A 1260-nucleotide genomic window follows, 5' to 3' on the forward strand; every position below is an offset into this window, starting at 1 on the left:
ATGACACGAACGTCGCGCTGGGGGAAGGGGATGGTCAGGCCGGCAGCTTCGATGTCTTCCTTGATACGTTTATTTAGGTCCCATTTTGTGGAGCCAAAGTCTTCGACGCTCGTCCAAGCCCGGAGCTGCAGGTCCACCGAGCTTTCGCCCAGCGAGAACACAATAGCTTGCGCCTCGGGTTCAGCCAAAATTCTGGGTTCGGTTTTGATGATGTTGTGCAGTACCTCTAGCCCCGTATTGATATTGTCCGAGTAGGCGATGCTTGCAGTGATGTCGATTCTGCGCTTGCCGTTACGGGTAAAGTTGGTGATGTCGTTACCCCATATTGAAGAGTTTGGGCAGCTCAAATACAGGCCGTCGAAGCTACGCAGTACCGTCGTGAATAAATTGATTTCTTCCACAGTTCCAATGGTGGAGCCGAATGAGATGTAGTCGCCAGTTTTAAATGGGCGCAAGAATAGCAACATAATACCTGCGGCAATGTTGCTTAAGGTGTCTTTAAGCGCAAAACCGATGGCGAGCCCAGCCGCCCCAATGAGCGCGATGATGCTGGCGGTGTTAACGCCAAAGAGATCGAGAATGACAACGACGGCAACGGTGTAGACCAGATAACCAAGCGTCGTGTTCAAGATTGGCATTAGCATGGGGTCGAGCTTACCCAGTCGATTGTGGGTCTGTTGCAGTGCTTGGCGAAGTGCGCCAGCAACGACTTTAGCAACTATTAAAACGCCAGCGGCCAGCCCAATTTGGTAGGCGATGTGTACGACCGTAGCTTGGTTGTCATTCCAGAGTTGGAGTAATGAATCTTGCACGCGTTCCTCCGTGGTGTGCGCAAAGCTGAATGCTAGCGCTGGCACTGGAAGTACACAAGCAGTTTTAAGTTCAGCATAGGAAGCAAAACAAGCGGGTTGGCATTGGCTAAACCGGCTTTTGATGGTTATGATTCGTGCCTAAAAAAGGAGTCAGTATGGCAATTGATGTGATTGAATCGGGGTCGTTCCCCTTTAGCGAAACAATGAAGGTCAGATTTCGAGACACCGATTCACAGGGCCATTTGTACTTTGCGAATTATTTGGTATTTGCGGATGAAATCACTGGTTTTTACATGGACGAACTCGGTTTTCGTGCGACTCAGCCGAGCAAGGCGCCCAGCTTTATTTTCACGGTGAATATTCAGTGCGACTACATTGATGAAATTACTGCCAACGGCACTGTGCGCGGTTCGGTCGGATACCGCCGTTTGGGCCGCTCTAGTGCAGA

At 50.5% G+C, this 1260-nt stretch carries 2 protein-coding genes; one reads left to right on the forward strand and one right to left on the reverse strand.

The window, feature by feature from the left end:
- A partial coding sequence (locus tag ACTF5Z_RS12225; protein ID WP_438985875.1) for a mechanosensitive ion channel family protein occupies window positions 1-812 on the reverse strand: 812 nt, incomplete at its 3' end.
- Between the two features lie 155 nt (window positions 813-967).
- On the opposite strand from ACTF5Z_RS12225, the gene ACTF5Z_RS12230 reads away from it, so the two are divergent.
- Window positions 968-1260 (forward strand): acyl-CoA thioesterase (locus ACTF5Z_RS12230; protein WP_438985876.1); only part of this gene is annotated, 293 nt, incomplete at its 3' end.

The organism is Aequoribacter sp., assembly GCF_965659035.1.
Taxonomy (GTDB): domain Bacteria; phylum Pseudomonadota; class Gammaproteobacteria; order Pseudomonadales; family Halieaceae; genus Aequoribacter.